This is a genomic window from Sphingomonas sp. CFBP 8760 (assembly GCF_014841615.1).
Classification (GTDB): domain Bacteria; phylum Pseudomonadota; class Alphaproteobacteria; order Sphingomonadales; family Sphingomonadaceae; genus Sphingomonas.
Genome location: NZ_JACYUG010000005.1, coordinates 223,214 through 248,785, shown reverse-complemented (window position 1 = coordinate 248,785; position 25,572 = coordinate 223,214). Strand labels below are relative to the sequence as shown.

Sequence of the window (25,572 nt, the reverse complement as noted above, 5' to 3'; positions counted from 1 at the left end):
CAGCATGGCTACCGTTCTTCAGGTGTCCCGCAGCGGCCGCAAGGTCGACTACGGGTACGGCCTCTACTTCGGCCTGCACATGGCGGGCTTCCTCACCACCACGCTGCTGATGACGTGGGGCCTGTTCGTGTTGTTCTTCCTCGCGATCGGCGGCTTCTCGCTCGATGGCATGATGAACCACGTCCAGAACCTGACCAGCCGCTACCTCGCCGCGGACGGGACCCGCGTCGACCAGTTCAAGCTGATCGTCGGCGGGGTCCACATGGTGCTCAGCGCCGCGCTCATCTTCTTTCGTCGTCACGCCATCCTGCCGCGTGACGCTGGCCGCCAGGAGCGCCCCGCATGAGCGACAATCTCGGATTTCACGACAGCTCGATCGACCACGATCTGGGGATCGACCCCCGTTCGCGCACGCCTGTTCGCCCCGCTGCAACCCCTGCTGCGACCTCTGCCGCTGTCGCGCTTCCCAAGCGTAAACCGGTGTTTGCCGGCTACAGCGCGGGCCAGCTCGCCATCGGTGCTGCTATTCTCGTCGCGCTGGTCTGGGCGATGTGGGTGACGCGGGCGATGACCGCCGACAAGCCGCAGCAGATCGTCAAGGCGGACCTGTCGCGGATCGTTGGCGAATATGTCCAGGCACAGGCGCGCAGTGCCACGCCGCCCGATCAGATACAGGCGCAGATGCGCGCCTTCATGGCTTCACTCGACACCGAGCTGCAGCGTCGCGGCGCCGATGGCCAGGTTATCCTCGTCGGTGAGGCGGTGCTTTCCAAAAGCGTGCCTGACATCACTGCCGACGTCGCCAAGGCGGTCTATGCCTCGGGGCTGAAGGCGCCGATGCCGGCGACGCCGACCCAGATGGGCGCGATGATGCAGGGTCAGGTCCCGACCGCGCCGGCGATCACGCCGGTTGCGACCGCGCAAGTTGCTCCGGTCGCACCGGCTCCCAACCCCTTCGCGGACATGCCAGTCCCGGCCGCAGGACAGGACGTGGCAGCGGTCGATCCGTCCGCAGGTGGCGCGTCGGTTTCGACGTTCGGAGGCCCCGGTGTCCAGTAACGCCACCACCCTGCCGGCGCTGGCCGAAGGCTTCCGGCCGCGCAAGCGGCTATGGGCGGCGATTGGCCTGTTCATCGCTGGCGGCATGGCGTTCAACACCATCACCGAGTGGCGTGACACCCACGGGCTGCTCATCAACGCCTCGGAATCGCTGCCGAACTGGGCGTTCGTGATCCACAAGACCGCCGTGCCCAAGCGCGGCGAGTATGTGTTCTTCGTGCCGCCAGCGGTGCCGCTGGTCATCAAGCATTTCGGTGCAAAGAAGCAGATGTTCGGCAAGATCGTCTACGGCATGCCGGGTGACACCGTCGTCCACCGCAGCGCCGACGTGTTCGTCGCCGGCAAGCTGGTCAGCCACATGAAGCCGGTCACCAGGTCGGGCGAGACGCTGGTAGCGGGTCCGACCGGCGTGATCCCGCAAGGCTGCTACTATGTCGGCAGCCCGCATAAGGACGGCTTCGACAGTCGCTATGCCGCGATCGGCTACGCATGCGCCGACAAGATCGTCGGCGTCGGGCAACCGATCCTGTGAACCGGACGCTGGAGTCCTTTGCGATCGTCGCGCTGCTGTCGGTGTCGTTGACCTCGGCGACCCGTGCGCGTGACCACGGTGTCGTCGGGCAGGCGTTCCCGATCATCGAGCCTGATCTGCTCGCGACGATGGAAGCCAAGCTCCAGCATCTGCAGGCTACCGGTGGCATCGATCGCATGAACACCGAATTCGCGCGCCGCGCGGAAGCCCGCGTGCGCCGGCCCAAGCCGGTCGACGGCATCACTGCCGCGACCGAGACGCGCGAATGGGCCTATGACCCGACGATCTTCATCGAGCACGACGTGCAGGACCAGAAGGGCAATTACATCGCCCGCCGTGGCCAGGCGGTGAACCCGCTCGACTTCACCGTTGTCCGGCAGGCGCTCATCTTCGTCAACGGCGACAGCGCCGCGGAGATGGCCTGGGCGACCAGTCAGTACAGCGACCTGAAGGCCAAGATCATCCTCGTGAACGGCTCGCCGATCGAGGAGATGACCGCCCGTAAGCGCCGCTTCTACTTCGACCAGGAAGGTCGCCTCACCGGCAAGCTCGGCATCCGTCACACCCCCGCGATCGCGGTCCAGGACGGCCGGGTGATGAAGCTCTCCGAAATCAAGCTCAAGGGAAACAGCTGATGCCGCTCTGGCTCGACCTGCTGCGCACGCCGATGGCGGCGCCTGAGACCGACGACCTGCGCGCCATGCGCCGGACGTTTCAGGTTCTGTGCGTCCTCTCCGCGATCGGCGTGCTGGCGATCTCGCCGCTGGTGCGGCTGTTCGGCCGCCCCGCGTCGTTCGTGGTGGCGGCGCTGCTCATCACCACCGCGCTGCATACCGCCCTCTATGTCTTCCGGAAGAACCGGGCGGACAACGCCTTCCTCGACGCTGCGGTGTCGGAGGAGGCGTGAGCCAGCTCGCTGACTTTCAGACCGTTCCGGCTAGCGGGTGGGGACGCGGCTTGAAGTTTCTCGCTTCATGCCTGCTCTGGCTGAACGTCGTTCATCTGTTCTTTGTCGCCCTCGTCATTCGCTGCGCGATCGCGGAATGGCTCGATCCGACCGATGTGACGATCACCGCCCGTGATCTGCACTTTGTCGCACTGAATATCGCGGTGCTGGCTGGCGTCTATGTCGGTGTTGCCAAGCTCGCTGCCTTGAAGGTCCGGTCATGAAGACGCTGCGCCTGCTCGCGGTAGCGCTGGCCTTCCTCCTCGTATCGGTGCTGCTCAGCCCGCGCGCCGATGCGCAGGCACCCGCGCCCGCGGTGCCAGCGGCGAAGTCGACCTGCACCGGCAAGTTCGTCAATCCGATCACCGACGTCTGCTGGTCGTGCATGTTCCCGCTGTCGGTCGGCGCGCTGAAGATCTGGCCAAGCACGCGGCCCGATACCGACAACCCCGATCTGCCAGTCTGTGCCTGCGGCAGCCCGGTGCCGCGCATCGGCATCTCGGCCGGCTTCTGGGAGCCGGTCCGTCTCGCTGATGTGACCACCAAGCCGTGGTGCTTCGTCAATCTCGGCGGGACCAAGATTTCGCCGGGCTTCGATATCGGCCAGGGCCAGATGACCGGGCCGTCGCAGGTGGGTGGCAACGGCCAGAACACCAGCAAATGGCATGTCCACTGGTACGTCTATCCGCTCCTGTACTGGATGGAGATCCTCGCCGACTTCGCCTGTTTCGAGGCGGCGTCGTTCGATATCGCCTACATGACCGAAGTCGATCCGCTCTGGCAGGATGAGTCGCTGACCGCGCTCATCAACCCCGAAGCGGTGCTGTTCTCGTCGCCGATCGCGCAGGCCGCGTGTGCCGGCGATTGCATCGCCTCCACCGCCAAGCTGCCGCTCGATGCGACCTTCTGGTGCGCGGGCTGCCAGGGGCCGATGTATCCGGTCAACGGCAACATCTCCGCCTCGATCGGGCATGTGCAGGCGTCGCGTCTCGCCCTTGCCCGCTTTGCCTTCAAGATCCACCGCGAAGGCCTCGCCTGGGGCACGATGGGCTCCAAGGGCCTGTGCAACAAGTACCCGATGCCGGTGCTGCGCAAGCAGCAATACCGCACCCAGATGGTCAACCCGATCCCGACCGTGAACGGCAAGGCTGCCTGCCTGCCGCTCGGTGCCTCGACCATGCCGCCCCAGGCCGGTCGCGCCTTCCCCGTGAAGGGGGAGGACATGGGTTACCTCGTCTGGCGCAAGCGCAACTGCTGCGTGCTTTGAGGAGACACTGATATGCGCCGCCTCACCATTGTCATCGCCGCTCTTGCCGGTTTCGCCGGCATCCAGGCGATCGCCCAGACCGTCGATGGCCTCGACCTCGAGGCGATCAAGCGTCGCGCTGCCGCCATGCAGGGCGATGCCGACGTCTTCGCCGAGCATATCCGCAATCGCGGCGATGCCTTCCGCGAGGAAGCTGTCGCGGTGCAGGCCAAGGCTACCGGCAACCTCGTCAATCTCGCCAAGGCCGATCTGCCGATGAACGGCGACGGCGCGTTCGACTTCGATGAAATCATCAAGGGTGCCAGCCAGAACGTGTCGTCGACCGGTCGCGGTGAGGCGCCGCAGTTCATCGCGTTTGCCAGCCTGTCGATGCCGATCCCGGCGCTGCGCCAGCTGATCGCCGACACGTCGAAGGCGGGCGGCGTCGTCGTCTTCCGCGGCTTTCCGGGCAATTCGATGAAGCAGTTCAGCGCGATGCTGGCGAAGGTCGTCAACGAAAAGGACCAGCTCGCCAATGTCGGCATCGATCCGCGCCTGTTCCGCGCCTTCGACGTCCAGGCGGTGCCGACCTATGTCGCGGTCTCCTCCGACTTCGATCTCTGCTCCGGCCTTGCCTGCAAGACCGTGGTGCCGGCGCATGACCGCATCACCGGCAACGTGTCGGTGCGCTACGTCCTCGACACCTTCGTCGCCGGCCGTGGTCCTGGCGCTGGCGTCTCGTCGGTCGCGCTGCGTAACATGGCCAAGGGCGCCTAGGTGAAGCGCGTCGCCGTCTCCTTGCTGCTCGCTGTCCTCGCCGGCGCCACCAGCGGCGTCGTCGCGCAGACGACGATCGAGGAGGCGCGCAAGCAAGGTAACGACCTCGGCAAGGCGATGCGCGCTGATGCAAGCCTGGGGCCGAGCGAGGCGAAGCTGTCGGGGCTGCCCAATTATGGTGGCACAGATCTGCCCGAGAAGGTCTATTTCGACGATCCCGACCGGCTCGCGGCCGATGGTGGCATGAAGGCCGGCACCAACGACGCGTTCGGCACCGTCACCGACAAGGGCCGCACCCGGCCGAGCTTCAGCAACGCCGAAATCCTTGCTGCCACCTCGCGCGGCACGCTGATCGAGAAGGATCCCGAAGCCTATCTTGGTGGACAGTCGATTGGCGGGACGGAAGGCACCTGCACGCCGCTGCCGCCATCGGTTGGCGGCAAGGGTTATTATGAGGCGACCTGCAACCAGGGCGCCAAGGTCAGCGAGGCGGCGGAAAGCTGCCGTGGCAACGTCGTGCCGACGGTCGTCAACACGCTGCGCTACGAATACTGGGGCGCGACCAACGTCAGCATGCTGGCGCCGCAGGCCTTTCTCAACGCACAGGTCGCGGCCGGCGTCTGCCGCGCCACCGGCGTCACCATGCACGCCTGCGATGCGCAGATCGAGATGGGTGCAGGCGGCACTGACGTCGAAGGCTATCGCCGCTTCTGCAAGCGTAACATCCGCAGCCAGGCCTTCACCGTGTCCTGCTCGAGCGAGCTGCCGGCGGGGCCACTAGAGGGTCACTTCAACTCCAAGGCCGGCACGCCCTACTACCGGACGGAAGGCTTGCGCAGCGTCACCATCGGTCGCAACGAGGGCACCTGCCCGGCGCTGGCGGCCGACGCCAGCTGTGTGCCGCAGGCGGCCGAGGTCTGCACCGAAGGCCCCGAGACGCGGACGATCGACGGCGTACCGGTGACGCAGTCCTGCTGGGCGTGGTCGCGCACCTTCACCTGTCAGCGCCTGACCCCGGCGAGCGATTGCAGCGCCCTCGATGGCAACCGCCTGTGCAGTTTCTTGCGCGATGAATGCCTCGACGAACCGCAGAGCGGGGCCTGTCAGGTCTCGCAGCGCGTCTACAGCTGTCCGCTTCCCGACGATAAGGCGCCGACCGACAAGCAGTATGTCTGTGGCGGCGACGTCTACTGCCTGAACGGCAATTGCGAGACGATCGAGCGGGAGGCGTCGACTGAGTTCAAGGATGCGCTGGTCGCACTCCATGCGATCGGCGACGCCGGCAAGCAGTTCGATCCTGCCAACCTCACCGTGTTCTCGGGCGAGCGCGGCACCTGCACCAAGAAGATCTTCGGTGCGTCGAATTGTTGCTCGGGCAGCGGCGTGCCGCTGCTGACGCCGTGGCTGTGCAGTTCGGCCGAGAAGCAGCTCGATGAGAAGGACGACAAGGGGCTCTGCCACAAGGTCGGGTCCTACTGTTCCGACAAGGTGCTGGGCGTCTGCGTCACCTCCAAGGATGCCTATTGCTGCTTCGGCAGCAAGCTCAGCCGCATCCTTCAGGTCGAAGGCCGCAAGCAGATCGGCAAGGCCTGGGCCAAGCCTAAGGATGAGACCTGCAAGGGGTTCACGATCGAGGAGTTCCAGCGCCTCGACCTTAGCCAGATGGATTTTTCAGAAGTCTACGCCGAGTTCATGGATGCAGCCAAACTGCCCGATGAAGTCTCCGTGATGGCCGACATTCAAACCAGGATTCAGGGGTATTATGATCTTCACGGGCGCTAATGATGTGGAGGGCCCGGGGGGGCCGTGCGCGATCGACATGTCGGTGCTCGATCTCGCCATCTTCCTGCGTATCCACCGCTCCGGTCGCGGCACCTCGGCGGGCGAGATCGCGCAGACCATCTCGCACTGGTTCAAGTGCGACATCGATCCACGCGAGGTCGAGCAGTCGTTTCCACGCATGGCGGAGGCCGGCTGGCTGGTCCGCCGCGAGACCGGCATGCGCGCCACCATCAAGGGCCGCAAGCACGGCCGCAGCCATCTACGCGGCATCGTCCGGATGCTCGATCAGGGCACGCGGATGCTCGATGTCGCCGCGATGATGTCAGTTCTCAAACTCGCAATGATTGAGCTCGACGGGGAGCATGATGATGAAGACGATCAGGACTAAGCGCAGCGGCCGGGTTGCCGCCTCTCTCCTCATGCTGCTGACCACGGTCGCGCCGGCAGCCGCACAAACGATGGACCTGCAAAGCGCAGCGATGGCGGAGGCGGTCGGCGACGACGACGCACGGGCCAGCGACGCCGTCGTGCAGCCCGCGTTCGCGAGCGACGTTCGCGAGCAGCAGCAGGGCGACGACTTTTATTGCGGCGAGCGCAAGCTCGGCCAGTGGTTCTACTGCGAGAGGCCGAAGGCTAAGCCGTCGGCGCCGCAGGCATCCGCGCAGCCGCAGGTGTCTTCGACCGAACGGCTGAAGGCGATCACCCGCCAGCTGGACGAGTTGAAGGCGCGCGCGATCCTGGAGCCGACCGAGGCAAACGTCATCGCCTATGTTCGCTATCAGCGCGAGCAGCTCGACCGTGCGTCGACTTTCTCGGACACCTGGCAGCGGGCGCTCTGGCAGAACCCGGATATGGACTACACGCTGCAGCGGCCGGTCTCCACCATCGCCAAGCGCGCATGGTCGGACAACCGCTCCGCCACTCGTGACCAGGTGCTGTCACGGCTCGGCCAGCGCTACGGGATGTTTTACTTCTTCGCGCAGTCCTGTGCCGCCTGCGAGGTCTTCTCGCCGATCCTGCGCTCGGTTGCTGATAGCCACCGTATCAACGTCATGGCGGTCTCGACCGATGGCGGCCCCAGCCGCCAGTTCCCGAATTACGTCGTCGACAGCGGCCAGCGTCAGCGCATGGGCGTGCCCTTGGCAACGCCGGCGCTCGTCCTGTTCGACACCGTCACCCGCAAGACGGTGCCGATCGGCTTCGGCGTCATGTCGGCCGACGAAGTGATGGAGCGCATCTTCACGCTCACCAACTCCAGGCCCGGCGGTGACTTCTGATGGCCAACACCCCCTCTCCCCGCCCCTCACGCCTCCGCGCCTTTCTGCGTCGGACCGCTGCGGTCGCCATGAGCCTTGGTGCCGCCAGCATGGTGCCGGTCGACATTGCCCGTGCCGACGTCGCCGGCGCGATGAACGACTTCTTTCAGGACGCAGGTGGCGCGGCCAACGTCACCGGCCCGAGCGCCTATCAGGGCCAGACCGCCGGCTACTATTCGATGGGCAACGTCTGGGCGCGGTTCCCGCAGAAGAACATCCAGCCGTTCAACCTGCAGATGCCCAAGGCCACGGCCGGCTGTGGCGGCATCGACATTTTCACCGGCTCCTTCTCGTTCATCAACGGCGCCGAGATGGTGGCAATGATGAAGGCGACGGCCAACAATGCGCTGGGCTTCGCCTTCCAGCTCGCGATCGACAGCGTGTCACCCGAAATCGGCAAGGTCATGGATGGCATGGCAAACAAGGCGCAGCAGATGAACCAGATGAACATCAGCTCCTGCGAAGCCGCGCAGGGGCTGGTCGGCGGGCTCTGGCCGAAGATGTCGCAGGCCCGTAACACGATCTGTGCGACGGTGGGCAACAGCCAGGGTCGGTTCTCGGACTTTGCCCGCTCGCGGCAAAAGTGTGGTGATGACGCTGAGCAGACCGCGACGCTGGACGGGAATACCGATCCGACGATGGCTGACAAAATCCCCGGTGCGCCGCGTAATTACACCTGGGATGCGATCAAGAAGAGCAATAAGTTCGGCAGCGACAAGCAGTTCTCCGAATTGCTGATGACGCTGGTCGGCACGATCGTCATCAACCCCAAGGCCAAGGAAGGCTCGAAAGTGGGCTTCGTCGGGCCGGCGGAAGACGCGGTGGTGACCGCTCTGCTCGATGGTGCCGGCACCGGTACGCCGGTCAAGATCCTGCACTGCGAGGATGAAAATTGCCTCGAGATGACCGAGGACGATCTGCGGCCGGGTCCGGGCCTGCGCACCAAGATCAAGAACCTCATCACCTCGATCAACGGCAAGATCCGCACCGACAGCGCGCTCGACGCGCAGGAACAGCAGCTTCTCAACATGACGACGCTGCCGCTCTACAAGATGCTCGCGGTGCAGGCGATGGCGCACCAGAACTTCGCCGATGGCGAGACCAACGCGCTGGCCGAGATCGTCGCGGTCAACCTTCTGTCCGCGATGATCGATAACATGCTCGATCGGATCAGTCAGGCTACCGTCTATGTCCAGCCGGCCGATGCCGAGATGGGCAAGATGTGGCGTGACCAGCTGACCGCGGCGCGTGCCCGTTATGCGCAACGCGATATCGCCCTGAAGGGCGGGCTCGAGCAGACGATCGCGCTCATCAACAAGTCGGTCATGCTGGAGTCCACCCTTCAGAACAGCATGTCGCCGGCGATGGCGGCGTCGCTCAATTTCTCGCGCGGTTTGAGCGCGCAGGGCCTCAACTAAGGACGTTTGGCGATGGTCGAGGTCTTCACGATTGGCGGTGGCGAGTACATCGTCAACACGTTCAACGCCGTTGCCGCGTGGACCGGCGGGGGCGGTTACCGGGCGCTTCTGCGCGTCGTGATGGTCCTCGGCCTGATTTACGCGTTGCTCGCCGTCGCCTTCACCATGAACGTGCGTGCCTGGCTGAACTGGTTCCTTGGCTCCAGCCTCATCTACATGTGCCTGATGGTGCCGACCGTCAGCGTGAAGGTCACCGACCGGATCAATCCATCGCTCGCGCCGGCGACCGTCGCGAATGTGCCGCTGGGGCTCGGCGTGATCGCCAGCTTCACCAGTCAGGTCGGCGACTGGCTGACCCGAACGGCCGAGACGGTCTTCACGATGCCGAGCCAGCTCAGCTATTCGAGCAATGGCATGGTGTATGGTGCGCGCCTGCTCGATGCGACGCGCAACTTTCAGATCCGTGACGCCGAGTTCTCCACCAACCTGTCCTCGCATTTCAAGAACTGCACCTTTGGCGACATCATGCTCGGCCAGAAGTCGATGACCGATCTTGCGGCCGCCAAGGACCTTTGGGCAGCGATGGGGCCGGGGTCGGCTGCACGCTCGCAGCCATGGGTTGTTCGCAGCGGCGCGGCTACCGATACGCAGATCATCCCATGCCGGGCGGCCTACGCCGAACTAAGCAGGGACTGGGTCGAGATGATAAAGGCGCATACGCCGCTCTGGGCGAAGGAAACCTATCCCAAGCTTTCCACCGCGGTTGCGTCCGCCAAGCTTCAGTCGGATGTGCCGATCGTCAATCAGGCCTTCCTTGCGTCGAGCGCGAATTACGAGACGATCGTCCGGCAGAACACCGCGATCAACGCCTTCATGATGGCGCGTGACGGCATGTCGGGTGGTCCGGGGGCGGCCTCGATCGATACGTTCGCGACGACGAGGGCGGACATTCAGGCGCGCAACACCTACAACTCGATCGCGCAGCAGGCGATGAGCTGGGTGCCGATCCTCAACATCGTCCTGACCGTCGTCTTCTATGCGATGTTCCCGGTCATCTTCCCGCTGTTCCTGATGCCGCAGACCGGCGTCGGCGCCCTCAAGGGCTACATGACGGGCTTCTTCTACCTTGCCGCCTGGGGACCCCTCTACGTCATCCTCCATATGATTTGCATGACCCGCGCGACCGGCGCGGCGCAGGGCGTCTCGGAGGGCGGCATGTCGCTCGGGACCTACGCCGGCATCGGCGCGGTCAACGCGGAGACCGCGACGATCGCCGGGTTCATGCTGATGTCTGTGCCGTTCCTGGCGGCCGGGCTCGCCAAGGGCGCGATGAGCATCTCCGGGCAGGCGACCTCGGTTCTCTCGCCGGCACAGAATGCTGCCGAAGCTGCGGCTGCCGAGCAGACGACGGGCAACTACAGCTACGGCAACACCAGCTTCGCCAGCTCTACGTCCAACATGCGGCAGAGCGACCAGTGGCAAAACGCTCCTACGTTCTCGACCGGTGGCATCGCGTCCAGTTTCCGTCACGGTAATGGTGCGACAAGCAACAACTTTGGTGACGGGCAAAACGTGTATGACACGTCAAAGGCGATATCGAATATCCCGTTCAATACTTCCGCCATTCAATCGGCCATGGCAACAGAGAGCCGTCAGTCTGGTTTGGCAGCACGGGTTGCGGACGGGTTCGAGCAGGCTAGCCGCCGTGAGGTCTCGCATTTGAACGCCCTGCGTAATGGTCATTCCTGGTCGAACGAGAGCTCGTCTGGATTCAGTTCCAGTTCCGGCGATCGGGGTGGAAGCAATACTGAGCTTAGCGACCGGAGAACGATTGCTGACAGTGACGGGGTTCAAAATCGACATTCGGTCGGGGATGGTACTGGCCATCGCGTCGAGACTGGCAAAAATACTAATTGGTCGGACCAAATCACTGGAGGTGTTAAAGTCGGAGTTGGTGCAAGTTCCGACAAGAAGGGATCGGGCGGTGGTCCTCTTGCTGCTGCGGCACGCTTTCTTGGTATTAACGGTGAAATCAGTGGCGGTTACAGTCAGACCTATTTGCGTGCGGATACTACAGGCAATACCGATAGCGCAAATACAAGTCGCGATAATTCCATAAGCCTTACGGATGGCGTGAATAGGGACCACGCATCCGGAAGATCAGTAAGCACGAATGATGGAACCTTCCATCAAAACGAAAGCTTTGCTCGGTCGTCCAATTCGGAGGCTAGGACTCGTGCAATTGAGGAGTCTCTTAGCAAAATCGAGTCCTACAACGAACAGGCTCGGCACTACCGAGAGTTGTCTCAGTCGCTTGAGCAGCACGCAAGCTATTCTGAGAGCAGCGGCTTCAACCTATCGACCGACCTGCGTCAGGACCTTGCTCGTTGGTACGATAAGGAAAATGCGGCCAGTCCTGGTGGCAACATGCTGCCTGGCCTCTGGGAGACTAATCTTGACAGCACCCGCGAAAACGCTCGTAACATTGCGATTGGAAAATGGGCTTCGGAAAGGTCGGGTGCGATTGAACGTGATATTCAATCTGCCCTCGAAAACCCTGCACTTGCCAATATGAAGCTTCCCGGCGTAGCTTCTGAAGCGAGCATAGCGAGGCATTATTCAGGTGGCGCGCCGGTCGGAGCCGCGCATCCGGTTTCTACAGGAAAACCTGACACAAGTTCGGAATCTGATATCATCTCGTCGGGAGCAAGGGAGCTTTTGGACGAAGAGCGTAGACAGAAAACCGAAGGTCGCCGTGCGTTAGCTTCCGGCCCTAAGGGCCCAGAAACCGATTGATGTCAGGTAAAAAGCATATGTGCCCCACCAGCGAGTATGCCTGTAAGGGCGATAAGGAAGATGACAGCGGTCCTCTTCCCGCTGGACGGCGTGCTTTCGCTTGCATTGCTCGATGAGTACGGATTCACATGCCAATATCCTGAACCACGTCCTGGCATTGCGTCCGTGTCAAAAATCATCGGGTTGATTGGATCAAATTGCATGGCGCACCTCGCTCGACAAGGTAGAGCGAAATGAGTATCTTGGCAACTCGGGATCAAAGGCGTTTCTCAGTCGCTCACCATCGCCCGCCGGCGCTGAACGACCTTTCTGGAACCCTCATCTTTGGCTTCTCGTGGTTGCTGGTGATGGCGATCGGCTTGATGCCACTCGCCGAGGCATCGTTAGCGCGCTCGCCTTCGATAACGATGCCAACCACCATCGCGTTCTTCGTGGCTGTTGGTAGCGCGGTGCTGTTACGCCGGCGCTACTCCTGGTTGGGTTTGGTCCTTCACATTTTCGGTCAGATCGCGATCTGGCTGTCGCTTTTCGTCATGTCGCTGGCGATCGTGCTAGCGGTGTTCAGCCATTGATGCTGCCCCTGTGCCTCATCCTTGGCGACAGCACGGCGGTCGGGACAGCTGACGCGCTCGCCGCGCAGGGGCTACAGTGTGCGGTGCATGCCCGAGTTGGCGCCTCCTCGACGGAAACCCTTCGGACTTTTCGCGGTAATGCTCCGGTCGAAAGGGCGGTCATCGGGCTTGGCTCAAATGACCCGGAGAATCCACAGCTCGTTCGGAACCTAGTCGCGCTCCGCCAGCGGCTATCTGCGGTCCGTGTGACCTGGTTGGCACCATATAATGCGGCTGCTGCAGAAGCGGCGGTAGCGATAGCTCGCTCTTTCGGCGACGACGTTGTCCACCTGTCATCAGTGGCGACACGAGACCGGATTCATCCCGTGAGTTACCGGCAGGTAGCATCCTCACTGCGCTGGACCGGCGCTGCGATCGCAGTCAGCGGCTATCGTGTTCCACCTTCGGCAACGCGGCCACCTCCGACCCCGATGATCCGCCAGGCCGTCGTTCTTAGCTTCTAACGCAACACGTCATTGGGATTTCCGGCGACCTGCTGGTATAACCGCTCGTAAGGACTGCAAATGCGAACCTAAGCGCTGCAAAGCGCATCTAAGATTTGCAAAGCCAAGTGCTTTTCGGGGATTGGGCGCTTTTAACCCGCATGCGGGCGCTGCAAACATTTGGATTATTTTGCAACGCTTACATGCTATCTCGTTGATATTGCTTGATCGATTTTGCAATCCTTACGTGCGGTTTACAGCTTTCCACCACGTCGCGACATTCGAGCTATCGATTGGCATCGACCCAAAGCGGTCAGTCGTTAGTCGCCCAGTGGCGGACATCCGGCCAGCCCCATCTCTGCCAAGAAGCAGACGTCGCACTGATCAGGATGGCAGGCTAGGAACGAACCCTATGCCGCGCCCATATCAAATTGCTACTCTGCAAGTCGGTCGTGCAATCGCTGCGATTGTCGTCGTCATCTATCATGCGACGCAGATGACAGTCGGGGTCGCGGGGCCGTTTCCAGGGTCGTCCCTTTTTCTGCACGGCGACCTAGGAGTGGATTTCTTCTTCGTCCTGTCTGGCTTTATCATTTGTCATTCCGTGCCCGGAAACTCGCTTGGATCCTTCCTCCGTGCCAGGGTGCGTCGTCTCTACCTGCCCTATCTACCGGTCGGCATCGCCATGGCGCTGTTTCTCGCGTCGATCGGGTTAAACATGAACAGTTGGTCCTGGCTTCCAACCATAACCCTAGCCCCTGTCGGTAACCCCGCTCTCGCCGTAGCATGGACACTGCAGCACGAGATCGTCTTCTATGCCGTGTTCGCGGCCGCCTACTTTTCCGGTCGTCTTGCCGTCGGGCTCATGTTGTGGGCAATCCTCATCGTGGCCGCAGCGATAGCGGGAGTGGCGTTCCTGCCTCTGGCGCTCATCAACTTGGAATTCCTGATGGGGGTCGCAGCCGCTGCCGCATTTCAACGCGGCTGGGGCAGTCCACGCTGGTACGGCCTGGCCTCTGTGCCGTTTCTTGTTTGGATTGGTCTCGGGGCAAAAAACGACATGTCAGTCTTGGTCGGTCTCGCCATCGCTTTCACTATCGTGCCGGTTGCTCAATGGGAGCGAACCGGAACGCTGATCATACCGCGCTACGTTCTTTTCCTCGGCGCGGCATCCTACTCGATCTATCTCGTTCACGTCATTGCCATCTCGACGGTGGCGAGACTGGTTTCGGGTTGGCCCTTGATGATGACCGGGAGCATCGCCGCCGGCATCATCGCAGGCCTCGTCTATCATATTGTTATCGAACGTCCGCTACTCCGCGGTAGGTTTGGAACGACAGTCCGGCTTGTCTCCTCAAAGATTTCGCTTCGCAAGCGGACTTTCTGAAAGACACCAGTTCTTGTCGTTCACGACGGCTGAATGACGCCCTGCCAACGGCCAAAGAGGATGAGACTGGGACCAAAAATGGTGCGACGGTCCCACCCTCTTCGGCCGTCGATCTATAGCTTCAAAAAAGAAACAGGCGTCACCGTGGCGTGTCCACGACGTCCGCAGCTTCCACAGCGCAGCCGGGTAAGCGCCTCCAGGATCGGTCCGTCAGACTTGAAACGCTCGACGATCTTACCCCCCGGGAGATTGATCGTACGTCCGCACGCGCACACGATCCGCATGTCTTCACGGGCAGTGGCCCATTCAGCAAGCGTGGTGAACTTCGACTGGTTCGATGCCGGCATCTAGCGCTCGCTGTCGATCACGATGGCGTCACCTCCTCGTAGCAGCCCGCCCGGCGTAGCTGACGCACGATCCCATTGAAAGCCGCAGTTACGCCCTGGGCTCTTCCTATGTCATTGGTTTGCGATCCGGAATCCCAGTAGAGCGCCAGTGGCCATTTTTCCGGGCAATGCGGCAGCAGGCAACGAAGCGCCAAGCGGATCTCGGGAACGTCGACGCGGGCCTCGGCACAGCGCGCTACGCCGCAGCGCAGGATATGCACCGACAGCGCGATCACGACGCGCTGATGCCTTGGCAGCTTCGACACGGTCTCAATGGAAGTCGTGCGACTTGAAGCGCACGACCTCCTCTGGATCCATGCCGTCGGCGTGGGGCGGCCAATACTGGTTGCGCGGTTCGGGCTGCCAGCCCTTGTCGCCGCGATCGGGTGAGCCGGGATGCTGGCCGGCGTCGCCGCGGCCGGTCTTGTGCGGGAACGACATATCACCGACGCGGTGCAGGAGGTCGCCATGGTCGATGATCCGGTTGCAGATCACATGGATGATCTCGCCTTCCTTCTGAACCTGTCCCTTCATGCCGACCATCGAGGCGGACATGATCGTGCGGCGCTGCGCCTCGAAGCGATCCGGCCACAGGATGCCGTTGGCGATGCCGGTCTCGTCCTCGATGGTGATGAACAGCACCCCCTTGGCCGATCCTGGCTTTTGGCGAACCAGAACGATGCCGGCGACCTCGACGTAGCGGCCGTCGCGGATGGTGGCGAGGTCAGCGCACTTGGTGACGCCACGCCTGGTCAGCTCGTCGCGCACGAAGGTCAGCGGGTGGGCGCGGAGTGACAGCTGCAGCGCCCGGTAGTCTTCTATCACCTCGCGGCCGTCGGTCAGCGGCCGCAGTGCTACCTCCGGCTCGCCACCTTCGGCGCTGAAGGTCTCGGCCGAGCGATCGGCCGCAGCGAACAAGGGCAGTGGTGCCTCACCGAGCCCCCTCACCTTCCACAGCCCCTGCCGGCGGTCGACGCTGAAGCCGTGGAAGGCATCGCCATCCGCCAGCTTCTCGATCGCGGCGCGCTGCACCCCCGATCGCCGCCACACGTCCTCGACGCTCTCGAACGCCGTCGTGCTCCGTGCCCCAACGATCTTCGCGCCGTCCGCGTTCGACAGGCCACGGATCTGGCGCAGCCCCAGCCGCACCGCGAGGTAGCGGCCGCTGGCGCGTTCCAGCGTGCAGTCCCAGCGGCTGGCATTGACGCAAGGCGGTCGCACCTCGACACCGTGGTTACGCGCATCGCTGACGATCTGTGCCGGCGCATAGAACCCCATCGGATAGGCGTTGAGCAGCGAGGCGCAGAACACGTCCGGATGGTGATGCTTCATCCACGACGACGCGTAGGAGATCTTGGCGAACGAGGCGGCGTGGCTCTCTGGAAAGCCATAGCTGCCGAAGCCTTCGAGCTGGCGGAAGGTGCGCTCGGCGAAATCGCGGGGGTAGCCGCGCGCGACCATGCCCTCGACCAGCTTCTCCGAGAAATGCGACACACCGCCGGTGACCTTGAAGGTCGCCATCGCGCGGCGCAGCTGGTCCGCCTCGGCGGGGGTAAAGCCGGCGCCGACGATCGCGACCTTCATCGCCTGTTCCTGGAACAGGGGCACGCCGAGCGTCTTCTCCAGCACCGCGCGCAGTTCCGGCCGGGGATATTCCGGCCGTTCAAGACCCTCGCGTCGGCGCAGATACGGGTGGACCATGTCGCCCTGGATCGGCCCCGGCCGCACGATCGCGACCTGGATGACCAGGTCGTAGAAGCGCCGTGGCTTCATCCGTGGCAGCATCGCCATCTGTGCCCGACTCTCGATCTGAAAGGTGCCGAGCGTGTCCGCCTTCTGGATCATCGCGTAGACGTCGGGGTCATCGTCCTGCAGATCGGCAAGCCCGACCCGCACCCCCTTGTCCGCTTCGAGCATATTGAAGGCTCGGTTCATGCAGCCGAGCATGCCGAGCCCGAGAATATCGACCTTCATGAATTTCAATGAATCGATGTCGTCCTTGTCCCATTCGATGATCTGCCGATCCGCCATCGCGGCGGGCTCAATCGGCACCAGGTCATCGAGGCGGTCGTGGGTCAGGACGAAGCCGCCCGGGTGCTGGCTCATGTGACGCGGCACGCCGATCAGCTTGCGGGCCAGTTCCAGCGTCAGGCGCAAGCGGCGATCGCCGATGTCGAGATTGAGTTCTTCAACCTGCTTTTCGCCAACCCCGTCGGCTGACCAGCCCCACACCAACCCCGCCAGCGATGACGTCAGATCCTCCGGCAGTCCAAGCGCCTTGCCGACGTCGCGGACGGCACCGCGGGCGCGGTAGCGCTGGACGACCGCGGTCAGCGCGGCACGATCACGGCCATAGGTCTCGTAGATCCACTGGATGATCTCCTCGCGGCGCTCATGCTCGAAGTCGACGTCGATATCCGGCGGCTCACGGCGTTCACCCGAGACGAAGCGCTCGAACAGCAGCTCGTGCTTGATCGGATCGATGCTGGTGACGCCGAGCACGAAACAGACGCAGCTATTGGCGGCTGAACCGCGGCCCTGGCAGAGGATGCCGCGCCGGCGGGCTTCGCGCACGATCGCGTAGACGGTGAGGAAGTAGGGCGCGTAGCCAAGCTCACCGATCAGCCGCATCTCGTGGCTGATCTGGTCGGTATAGTTCTGCGGCACCTCGCCATCGAACATACGGTCGACCGCTTCGGTCGCCAGACGTTCGAGCGCACCTTGTGCACTCAGGCCATCGATCAACTCCTCGTGCGGATACTGGTACTGCAGCTCGCCAAGATCGAAGGTGGAGATGCGCGCGATATCGACGCTCGCCTGCAGCGCGTCTGGATAGGCGCGGAAGCGGCGGACCATCTCGTCAGGCGATTTCAGCGCACGGTCGGCGTTGACCTCGCGGCGGTAGCCAAGCTCGTCGACCGTGCATTTCTCACGCACCGCGGTCACCACGTCCTGCAGCAGCCGTGCCTCTGGCGCATGGTAGAGCACGTCGCCGGTGACGACGGCGCGCACGGCCGCCCCACCCGCTTGCCGCGCCAGCGCATCGATGCGCACCGTGTCCCCGGGCCTGCGGCGCTGGAACAGCGCCATGTAGCCCCGTCTCCCGTAGATCGCCTTCAGGTCCTTGAGCGCAGCAAGGTTCTCCTCGTCCGCCTCATGCGGCAACAGGATAGCGATGATCCCATCCGACCATGGCTCAAGGTCGTGCCAGTGCAGCAGGCACCCGCCCTTCCCGGCCCGCTTCTTGCCGAGCGTCAGCAGTCGCGTGATCCGCGACCACGCGGGACGATCGGTCGGATAGAGCAAGAGCCGCCGTCCGCAGGACAAGTCGACGCGGGTGCCGGCGATCGAGCGGACGCCGGTCGCCTTCTGTGCCTCCCATGCCCGCACGACGCCGGCGACGGTGCCAATGTCGCTGACCCCGATCGCCGGATAACCCAGCAATGCAGCAGCCGCGAACAGTTCGTCCGGGCTGGAGGCGCCGCGCAGGAGTGAGAAGTGCGTCAGCACCTGCAGCTCGACATAGTGGGTCATCCAAAGACCCCGTGCATCCACCAGGACAGGTCGCCGGTGTCGTCCTCAAAGCCGTCGCCGCGGCGGAACACCCAGAAGCGACCGCCTTCCTCGTCCTCGACCCGGTAATAGTCGCGCACCGCCCACACTTCCGCATCGCGGCGCCACCATTCGCCGTGGACGCGCTCGGGTCCGTCGCCGGCGACGACCTTGTAGGTACGTCCACGCCATTCGAAGCGTCGCGGGGNTGAGTCGGGCTCTGAGCTGGGTAACGGATGTCTTGGGGTCACTGACGAACGACGGTAGGTCAGAGACGATCTCACGTACGCCGATGGTCGGTTGATACCTCCCGTAGATCCCCGTCAGCATGACCAGCCCACCTCCCGGATTGGCGTCAGTTGCCGGATGCCACGTTCACGGGGTGCCGCCGGCCGGACAACTGGTGCGCGGCGAACAGAAGAATGCCGATCGCCAGTGGGATCAGGTAATAGATCAGGCGGAACATGAGCAGCGCTGCGAATAGCGCTGATCGATCAACATCCGGTAGTGCGAGCAGCATGACCGCCTCGAAGACGCCGACGCCGCCCGGCGCGTGAGCGAGCAGTCCGGACAGGAATGCCAGCAGATAGCCGATCAGCATCGCTGGAAACACCGTGATGGGCAAACCGGGCACCAGTACGAACAGCGCCGCTGTCGCCAGCATCAGATCAAGTGCAGCGAGCAGGAATTGAACCGCTGCGGTACGAGGTGCGGGCAGGACCAGCGTCCATCCGAACAGCTGCAGCGCCTGACCGGCACGGCGGTGGAGAATGGTGACATAGCCGGCGAGGAAGATGAGGATCATCATTCCTGATCCCGCCTGCAAGGAGTGGCTGGCTTGCCATCCACCCACCGCCAGAGCGTCCGGTATGGCGACGAACCCAATGCCCAGCAGTAGGAGCACGCCCATCCAGAAGGTCATGCCGGTCATGATCATGATCTGCATGACTTCACCTGGCGTCAGCCCCTTGCGCCGATAGATGCGCAGACGGGCCACGCCTCCAGTGATGAGCGCGAAGCCGAAGTTATGACTGAAGACGTAACTGGTGAACGATGCCAGCGCGGCAGTGCGGTATGCCACGCGACGGCCGATGATCCGCAGGGACATGACGTCGTAGCCAGTCAGGACGACATAGCTGACGATCGTCAATCCGGCTGACAGTGCAATCCGCGGTGTCGGGATGCGGATCAGCTCTGCCCGGATGTCGGTCAGGCTCAACCCCGACAGGATCTGGCTGAGCGCGCCGATACCGATCAGCACGACGACGAGCATCAGCACCGCCACCCCCGCAGTGCGCGTACGCTGTGATGCCCCCAGTCTACCGATGCGGGTGGTACGTAGCGGGAGTTGGGGTGGTAGCTCGCGATCGATCAGGGCATGGTCCTTCACAACTGGCGGATCAGGCGGATGCCGGGCCGGGGGCGCCAAGCGTCGCCGTCGTGGCGCACGGCACCGAGGCCCATCTGCAACTGGAAGCTGTGGCCGATATCCTGCTGGACCTGCGGCATGATGAGGGTCGACCGCTCGCGACCGAGGCGCATGTTGACCTCCACGCCAACGGTGGTGGTCGCCGCCACGTCGTAGAAGCTGGTATGGTTGACGAGCAGCGCGCGGGTTTCGCGTCCGCCCGCGCCGACCTCGCCTACGCCGATCATGGTCAGCGTGCTGGCCCGGTCGTCGAAGCGGTTACCGATCACGTACAGCAACGAACTGTCCCAGCGTCGTCGCTCGCGGTTCCATAGCCCGAGATACTGCACGCCGTGGATGGCGCGGCCCCGGTTGAACACGCCGAAGGTGCCCTGCACCCCGAGCTTGTAGTCGGTGACTCGGCGGTTCTCCAGCGGCAGTTCGAGCTCAACTGCAAAGCCGTCGGCAACGGCATATTCGATCTCGGGTGCCCATTCGACGCTGCGATCTGGACCAGACAGGTTGCGCTGCGCCAATGCGTTCACCTCCAGTTCGCCGCGCCGCGCGCCCAGCGGGCGCACCAGATCGAAGACCATGGGCTCGGCGATTTCAGGCGCCTCCTGCGCTCCTGCCGGAACGGATGCGAGCAGGAGAAGCGGCGCGTACAGCGACCGACGCATCACCGATCACCGCCCATGGCGTATGCGTCCAGCACGTCGCGATAGGTGTCCCACACCATCGCCGACGCCCGCGCCCAGCTATAGTCGGCGCTGGCCTGCCGGGCGCGGCGGCCGATCAGGTGCCTCCGCTCGGGAAACATGATCAGGCGAGCGATCGCCTGTGCAGCGCCGTCGGGATCGCCACCGTCATAATAGACGCCCGCCGCCTCACTTAGCAGCGCGCGCGCGCTGGCGACGTCGACGCTGACCGTCGGCAGGCCGCTCGCCATCGCCTCCAGCGTCACGTTGCCGAATGCCTCGGTGACGCTGGGGTTGAGGAAGATGTCGGCACTGGCGATCGCCCGCCCCAGGTCCGCGCCGTCCAGATGCCCCAAGGCGAGAGCCGCTGGCAGTCGACGGCGCAACCATGCCCGTTCGGGCCCGTCGCCGACGACGACCGGGCGGACGGGCAACCCCGCCGCCGTCAGCCGGTCGATGACCTCAGCATATTCGGCGAGCCCCTTTTCCCGCACCAGGCGACCGAAGAACAGCACCACGCAGCTATCGTCGGCGATACCGATCGATCGCCGCCATGCCATGTCGCGCCGCGCCGGATCGAACCGGACGCGATCGATGCCGCGGCTCCAGAGCCGCACCGCTGCGCCGTGGCCATGGCCGGCGAATTCGTCGAGGATCGGCCGCGTCGGCACCAGGATGCGGTCGTTCCGATCGTAGAAGCGGTGCAGGTGCCGCTCCAGTGCGGGACGGACCAGCGCGGCACCGTAGAAGTCGGCATAGGTCTCGAACCGCGTGTGCAGGCTGGCGACCAGTGGCACGCCCAGCGACCGGGCCAGCTTCTGCGCGGCTACCCCGGTCCAGTCGGGGGCGGAGACGTGGATGAGGTCCGGAGCGAAACGACGGATGTCGGCGCGGACCCCGTCCGGTAGGCCCAGCCCGAGCCGGTATTCGCCGCGCCCTGGTAGGCGGATCGAGGGCACCGACACCAACGTGCCGGTTGGCGCGAAGGCCGGCGTGCGCGTGGTCGGTGAATAGACCCGCACCTCTGCGCCGCGCTGTTCTAGATCACCTACCAGATGGTTGAGTGCACGGTTGGCGCCGTCGCGGACATAATTGTAGTTGCCTGAAAACAGCGCGATGCGAAGCGGTCGTCGCGGCCGGCTGGCGACATCCGACGAGGGGGGGAAGGCGCACGGGTGCGCGAAGGGCGGCAGTCGTCATGAACAGGCGTTTCCATCGCTCGGGTGCCCGCATCCCGGCGAACACCGGTGCAGGAGCGTGCAAAAGCGGCTAGGCGGGGCGGCTTACACACACCTTACGGCCATCCGGCGGGTCAGGGAGCAGAGGCGTCTTTCCATGCGGTTGTTGATCGTCGAGGACAGTATCGACCTCGTCGACGTGTTGCGTCGGCAGTTCGACGCCGCCGGCTTCCCGGTCGATCATGCCGGCACCGTAGAGGATGCACTGCTGATGCTGGGGATGGGACACTACGCTGCCGTGGTGCTGGACATCGGCCTGCCGGATGGCGACGGACGGACCGTGGCGCGGCGGATGCGCGATGTCGGCGACACCACCCCCGTGATCCTGCTGACCGCGCGGGGCAGCGTCGCCGACCGGGTCGCAGGACTGGCGGCAGGCGGTGACGACTATCTGATGAAGCCCTTCGCCCCAGAGGAACTGATTGCGCGCATTCAGGCGTTGCTGCGGCGTTCGGGCATGGTGGTGGACCGGGAACTGGCGTGCGGCAACGTCGTCTATGATCCTGTGACCCGCGACATCCGCGTTGCGGGCCTGCCGACGATCCTGAGCGCGCGCGAGCTGGGCGTACTGGAGGCGCTGATCCAACGGCACGAGCGCGTCGTTGCCAAGGGCCGCCTGGAGGCACAGCTGTTCGGAATGGATGACGAGCTGGGATCGAACGCCGTCGAGGTGTACGTTCATCGCTTGCGGCGTCGACTGACCGACGCGGGCGCCACTGCGCAGATCGTGACGGTTCGGGGCGTCGGCTACATGATGATCGAAGCTGCGCCGTGATACGCCTGCCACGTTCGCTACTCGCACGTATCCTGTGGTGGCATGGCATTGCGGTGGTCGTGACAGCGTTGGCGGTCTCGGCGAGCGTGTACGTGTTCCTGGACGCCACCGTCGATCATCTTGAGCGACAGACGCTCCGCGCACAGGTGCTGGCTGTACGCAGCGCCATCGTCGTGCGGCCCGGCGGCACGGTCGACATCGCCGCATACGACGCCCGGCGCCCTCCGCTGGCGGCGGGGATGACCGTGATGGTGCTCGATGAGCGGCGGGTGCTCACCGATGGCATGGTTACGCCCGCCCCACTCGCCGCTCCGCGCATTCCCCGGCGGGACGACGAGACGTACTTCACCCGGCGGTCGCGGCAGAGCTTCTATGCCGGACTCAGTGTCCCGGTCGTCGTCGCCGGCCGGCGCCTGTGGATCGTGGCGATCCAGAACCTGGACCACCCCGCCAACGTCATAGACGACGTCGTCCGCCAGTTCCTGCTGCATGGTTTCTCGGTCGTATCGCCGCTGCTGCTACTGCTGCTGGGCATCGATGCGCTGATCGTGCGCCGCGCACTTCGTCCGGTCCGGCGCGCCTCGGCGCTGGTGCGAACCATTGATGCGTCGCGGCCCGATCTGCGCCTGACCGATCCAGCCATTCCCACTGAGGTCCGGCCGCTGGCCGACGCAGTCAACAGCGCGCTCGACCGGCTCACCACCAGTTTGCGCATGACGCGCGATTTCACCGCCGACGCCGCGCATGAGCTGCGTACCCCGATCACCGTCGCGCGAGTTCGTGCCGCCCAGGTCGAAGACCCGGCGCTGAGGGCCGCGCTGATCGCGGATCTGGACGCGTTGGCAAGCACCGTGGGACATCTACTCGACATCGCCGAACTGGATTCGATCGGCCAACTGGCAATGGCGCCAGTCGATCTGTCGGCGACCGCGCAGCACGCCGTCGCGACGATTGCGCCGCTTGCCTTCCGGCAGGGCAAGACTCTGGAGATGCGCGAGGACGGTGCCAACATCGTCGACGGGCAGCAGCAGTTCATCGAACGCGCACTGGGGGCACTTCTGGAGAACGCCGTCAAGCATACGCCGCGCGGCTGCCACGTCGTCGTCGACGTCCGCGAGGCCGGGGTAATCTCGGTCGCCGACGATGGGCCGGGTATCGCCCCGAGCGATCAGGAACTGGTGTTTCACCGGTTCTGGCGGCGCGACCGAACGGCCGCGGCGAATTCCGGATTGGGGCTGGCGATCGTCCAGCGGGTTGCACTGGCACATGGTGGCAACGTGGTGCTGATGTCGCGGCCAGGGCTCACGGTTTTCACGCTCAGGTTTTTCGCTACGTGAACGGGGGAGGGGGCGTGACGCCGCCATGGTCCAGATCTCATAATTCCCCACGCATTTACGCCTTGGGAGCTGATACCCAGGATTCTAAACCGCCGTATTTGACGTGAGGCAGGGCACAGGCTGCTGTTACTGCCCATTTTGGCGAGATGTAAGTTATGGAGCGACCGTATATTCAGTATAAATAAATAATCATCGAGTCACTGCAGGTTGTACGCGATAAAATAAACTTTATCTTGATCGTAAGTATGCGACGTTTCAAAAATACTTCACCTATTTTGATATAATTCTGATTTAAACGTCTGCAGCAAAATTCGTCATTCGATGAAATACTATCTTTAAAAACGCGGTGTGTATGCCTGCGGAGTGGCGAATATCTGATAATAGTTTTGAAGAATATGATAAGGGTATCTTATGTAACCAAGAAGTGGCTGTTAATACCAGCGCCGACGGGGAATCTGGCCAATTAATTCATTAAAAATTACCTGTTTTGCATGAAGTTTCGAAAATACACGTAATACCCGGATTACGGATACGATCAAAGCTATCCTGAGATGGCAATATTTTTCCTGACAGTCATCGTGTCGATGCTATATTCGAGCAGATCGGCATGGACTGACCTCCGGCGCCTTCCAACATGGGCTTAGTTGACCACGTCAGCTGATACGTAACCCGGACGCCGTCATGATCCGACAGCCTCGGACTATCGGCCGAGCCATCGAACATGGCCTCGATCCGTATCGGATGAATCTGAACCTCGGAGCCGCTTTCGAAGAGCTGCAAATCCTGCGTATCCATCCACGGCTCGTCGCCGTCCCACGACTGCCTGACGTCACATGGAAGCGGATTGTCGGTGCAGTATCGCTGCACGATCGCGAACGGCTCCGTGACGTTGCGAAACCGCTCGAAGCGTATGGTCGAAGCCTTCATATTGAAGTCGCCGCCGACGACCGTGGGGATGTTCCGGTCCCCCACGGCAGTGATGAACGCCCCGAGTGCATCGACCTGCAGTCGATGGGCGCGAGCATGGCGTCGTGGAGATACCCGAGACGACGCCTGCGAGTTGAGGTGGGTGTTGAACAGGTTGATCGTGCCCGGAACGCCAGGGATGGCTATCCGGGCGTATAGTATGCCCTTGTTGCTTAAGCAGTCGAGACCGGCACAGCGGTGCTTCCCAAAAGGTTCGGAGCGCACCTGGACAATCGGGTAGCGGCTAAGAATGGCCAGGCCAGAATTGACGAGGTGAACGCCGATCTCGCCCTTGCTCCACCTGAAGGGGGGCGGCATCCTCTCGTCGTCGGGAAGGGTTCCGCCCTGGGTGCGCGACGGTCCAGATACCATGTTCAGATAGCCCAAGTCCCGAACGGCACGCACTGCAGACCTACTGAACATCTCCTGCACCATGACCACGTCCGGCGCAGTGCCATGTTCCCTCATGTTTTTTAGCGTCGCGTTGATTCTTCTCAGCGCCCCACCACGCCTTCCTCGCGCAGGCCATGCGAGACCTTCAATGTTGTAAGTCAGGACGTCGAGGGTGGTGCTGGCACGGGCACCGTCTGCCGACTTGAGGACCTTGCTGTGCCCCGGTGGCGGGCAGTTACGCAAGAGGGGGGCGGGTAGCGCGACGCATCCAGTCGTGAAGGTCAGCATGCAGATCAGGGACCAAGGCCGCATTGCGGACCGTGCAGGTCGATGGATGTCGCGGCGGTTGGGAAACAGCATTAGAAGCCTGCATCTGCAAAGAAGAAGGCGGAAATGCAAGCGAAGGTCCCAGTGCTGAACATCGTCCGGTATTGTAGTACCGAGGATCGTCGATCCGCGTACACGGGCCACTACCCTCTTTAGCGATCTGCGTATGATAGAACGTG

The 25,572-nt window shown here is 63.3% G+C and carries 23 protein-coding genes and 1 pseudogene; 17 read left to right on the top strand and 7 right to left on the bottom strand.

Translation table 11 applies throughout. The features are described 5' to 3' along the window. Positions 1-4 precede the first annotated feature (4 nt). The 15 genes from IFT82_RS09110 to IFT82_RS09040 all read left to right on the top strand — a co-directional run bounded on the left by IFT82_RS09110 (position 5) and on the right by IFT82_RS09040 (position 14,313). Positions 5-346: a hypothetical protein gene (locus IFT82_RS09110; RefSeq protein WP_192125980.1), complete on the top strand. Its 342-nt coding sequence runs from the start codon at positions 5-7 to the stop codon at positions 344-346. Beyond that, entirely contained in the window at positions 343-1,059 is a 717-nt protein-coding gene (locus IFT82_RS09105) for a type-F conjugative transfer system protein TrbI (RefSeq protein WP_192125979.1), read from the top strand. Before IFT82_RS09110 ends, IFT82_RS09105 begins: the two co-directional genes overlap by 4 nt. After that, positions 1,049-1,591, top strand: coding sequence for a S26 family signal peptidase (locus IFT82_RS09100; protein ID WP_446740952.1), 543 nt, complete (start codon positions 1,049-1,051; stop codon positions 1,589-1,591). Before IFT82_RS09105 ends, IFT82_RS09100 begins: the two co-directional genes overlap by 11 nt. After that, positions 1,588-2,226: a type-F conjugative transfer system protein TraW gene (gene traW / locus IFT82_RS09095; protein WP_342355079.1), complete on the top strand. Its 639-nt coding sequence runs from the start codon at positions 1,588-1,590 to the stop codon at positions 2,224-2,226. The genes IFT82_RS09100 and traW overlap by 4 nt, the downstream gene beginning before the upstream one ends. Then, a complete protein-coding gene (locus IFT82_RS09090) occupies positions 2,226-2,498 on the top strand; it encodes a hypothetical protein (protein WP_192125977.1) in 273 nt (90 codons plus the stop codon). Before traW ends, IFT82_RS09090 begins: the two co-directional genes overlap by 1 nt. Beyond that, a complete protein-coding gene (locus tag IFT82_RS09085; RefSeq protein ID WP_192125976.1) occupies positions 2,495-2,761 on the top strand; it encodes a hypothetical protein in 267 nt (88 codons plus the stop codon). Before IFT82_RS09090 ends, IFT82_RS09085 begins: the two co-directional genes overlap by 4 nt. Continuing rightward, complete coding sequence (traU, locus tag IFT82_RS09080; RefSeq protein ID WP_192125975.1) at positions 2,758-3,804, top strand: conjugal transfer pilus assembly protein TraU; 1,047 nt, start codon at positions 2,758-2,760, stop codon at positions 3,802-3,804. The genes IFT82_RS09085 and traU overlap by 4 nt, the downstream gene beginning before the upstream one ends. A 12-nt stretch (positions 3,805-3,816) precedes the next feature. Then, positions 3,817-4,560 (top strand): type-F conjugative transfer system pilin assembly protein TrbC, encoded by a 744-nt coding sequence (gene trbC / locus IFT82_RS09075; protein ID WP_192125974.1) that lies wholly within the window; start codon positions 3,817-3,819, stop codon positions 4,558-4,560. After that, positions 4,561-6,342 (top strand): type-F conjugative transfer system mating-pair stabilization protein TraN, encoded by a 1,782-nt coding sequence (locus IFT82_RS09070; protein ID WP_192125973.1) that lies wholly within the window; start codon positions 4,561-4,563, stop codon positions 6,340-6,342. It abuts the gene before it with no gap. Positions 6,343-6,379: 37 nt separating this feature from the next. After that, on the top strand, positions 6,380-6,730 hold the full coding sequence (locus IFT82_RS09065) for a hypothetical protein (RefSeq protein ID WP_192125972.1): 351 nt from the start codon (positions 6,380-6,382) through the stop codon (positions 6,728-6,730). Continuing rightward, on the top strand, positions 6,705-7,619 hold the full coding sequence (locus tag IFT82_RS09060; RefSeq protein ID WP_446740951.1) for a conjugal transfer protein TraF: 915 nt from the start codon (positions 6,705-6,707) through the stop codon (positions 7,617-7,619). The genes IFT82_RS09065 and IFT82_RS09060 overlap by 26 nt, the downstream gene beginning before the upstream one ends. Positions 7,620-7,687: 68 nt before the next feature. After that, on the top strand, positions 7,688-9,076 hold the full coding sequence (locus IFT82_RS09055; protein WP_199860415.1) for a conjugal transfer protein TraH: 1,389 nt from the start codon (positions 7,688-7,690) through the stop codon (positions 9,074-9,076). 12 nt (positions 9,077-9,088) lie between these two features. Then, on the top strand, positions 9,089-11,872 hold the full coding sequence (locus IFT82_RS09050; protein WP_192125970.1) for a conjugal transfer protein TraG N-terminal domain-containing protein: 2,784 nt from the start codon (positions 9,089-9,091) through the stop codon (positions 11,870-11,872). A 233-nt stretch (positions 11,873-12,105) separates the two neighbouring features. Further along, positions 12,106-12,444 (top strand): hypothetical protein, encoded by a 339-nt coding sequence (locus tag IFT82_RS09045; protein WP_192125969.1) that lies wholly within the window; start codon positions 12,106-12,108, stop codon positions 12,442-12,444. A gap of 894 nt (positions 12,445-13,338) precedes the next feature. Continuing rightward, complete coding sequence (locus tag IFT82_RS09040) at positions 13,339-14,313, top strand: acyltransferase family protein (protein WP_192125968.1); 975 nt, start codon at positions 13,339-13,341, stop codon at positions 14,311-14,313. 364 nt (positions 14,314-14,677) lie between these two features. On the opposite strand, the gene IFT82_RS09035 is transcribed toward IFT82_RS09040, so the two are convergent. The 6 genes and pseudogenes from IFT82_RS09035 to IFT82_RS09010 form a co-directional block, all read right to left on the bottom strand. Beyond that, positions 14,678-14,935, bottom strand: a complete 258-nt coding sequence (locus IFT82_RS09035; protein ID WP_342355078.1) for a hypothetical protein — start codon at positions 14,933-14,935, stop codon at positions 14,678-14,680. A 34-nt stretch (positions 14,936-14,969) separates the two neighbouring features. After that, the gene (locus IFT82_RS09030) at positions 14,970-18,233 is read right to left on the bottom strand and encodes an error-prone DNA polymerase (protein ID WP_192125966.1); all 3,264 of its coding nucleotides are present in this window, start codon (positions 18,231-18,233) and stop codon (positions 14,970-14,972) included. Beyond that, positions 18,230-18,459, bottom strand: a pseudogene (locus IFT82_RS20850) (DUF6504 family protein); the annotation flags it as partial. The pseudogene IFT82_RS20850 and the gene IFT82_RS09030, both read right to left, overlap by 4 nt. Positions 18,460-18,606: 147 nt before the next feature. Further along, complete coding sequence (locus IFT82_RS09020) at positions 18,607-19,524, bottom strand: lysylphosphatidylglycerol synthase domain-containing protein (RefSeq protein WP_207105769.1); 918 nt, start codon at positions 19,522-19,524, stop codon at positions 18,607-18,609. Between the two features lie 113 nt (positions 19,525-19,637). Continuing rightward, entirely contained in the window at positions 19,638-20,255 is a 618-nt protein-coding gene (locus IFT82_RS09015; RefSeq protein ID WP_244646616.1) for a hypothetical protein, read from the bottom strand. Positions 20,256-20,338: 83 nt separating this feature from the next. Then, positions 20,339-21,379, bottom strand: a complete 1,041-nt coding sequence (locus tag IFT82_RS09010) for a glycosyltransferase family 4 protein (RefSeq protein ID WP_446740950.1) — start codon at positions 21,377-21,379, stop codon at positions 20,339-20,341. Positions 21,380-21,692: 313 nt separating this feature from the next. Here IFT82_RS09010 and IFT82_RS09005 point away from each other — a divergent pair, with 313 nt between their 5' ends. Both IFT82_RS09005 and IFT82_RS21315 read left to right on the top strand, forming a co-directional pair. Next, positions 21,693-22,370: a response regulator gene (locus tag IFT82_RS09005; protein ID WP_192125963.1), complete on the top strand. Its 678-nt coding sequence runs from the start codon at positions 21,693-21,695 to the stop codon at positions 22,368-22,370. Between the two features lie 86 nt (positions 22,371-22,456). Next, complete coding sequence (locus IFT82_RS21315) at positions 22,457-23,707, top strand: ATP-binding protein (protein WP_207105768.1); 1,251 nt, start codon at positions 22,457-22,459, stop codon at positions 23,705-23,707. Positions 23,708-24,280: 573 nt separating this feature from the next. Here the strand turns inward: IFT82_RS21315 and IFT82_RS08995 are convergent. Further along, entirely contained in the window at positions 24,281-25,354 is a 1,074-nt protein-coding gene (locus IFT82_RS08995; RefSeq protein WP_192125961.1) for an endonuclease/exonuclease/phosphatase family protein, read from the bottom strand. Positions 25,355-25,572: the final 218 nt, after the last annotated feature.